Raw genomic sequence first — 271 nt, 5'->3', positions numbered from 1 at the left:
CCCGGTCCCGGCCATCTCGGTCAAGAACATCCACAAATCCTTCGCCAACCTCGAAGTCCTGAAAGGGATCTCGCTCGAAGCGCAGGACGGGGATGTCATCTCGATCCTCGGCGCGTCAGGCTCGGGCAAGAGCACTTTTCTCAGATGCATCAACCTTCTCGAGACACCGGATGAAGGTGAGATCACGGTCGCCGGCGAAACGATCAACATGCGTCGCGACCGCCAGGGCCGGCTGATGCCGAAGGATCGCTGCCAGGTCGACCGCATTCGC

Annotated in this window: 1 protein-coding gene; it reads left to right on the top strand. The window is 60.9% G+C overall.

The window, feature by feature from the left end; all coding sequences use genetic code 11:
- Window positions 1-13 precede the first annotated feature (13 nt).
- Window positions 14-271, top strand: a 258-nt coding sequence (locus CH341_RS32575; RefSeq protein WP_245431355.1) for an ATP-binding cassette domain-containing protein, incomplete at its 3' end; no start/stop codon positions are given.

Source organism: Rhodoplanes roseus (assembly GCF_003258865.1).
GTDB lineage: Bacteria > Pseudomonadota > Alphaproteobacteria > Rhizobiales > Xanthobacteraceae > Rhodoplanes > Rhodoplanes roseus.
Note: the sequence above shows the minus strand (reverse complement) of the source record. Positions and strands in the feature narration are given on the sequence as shown.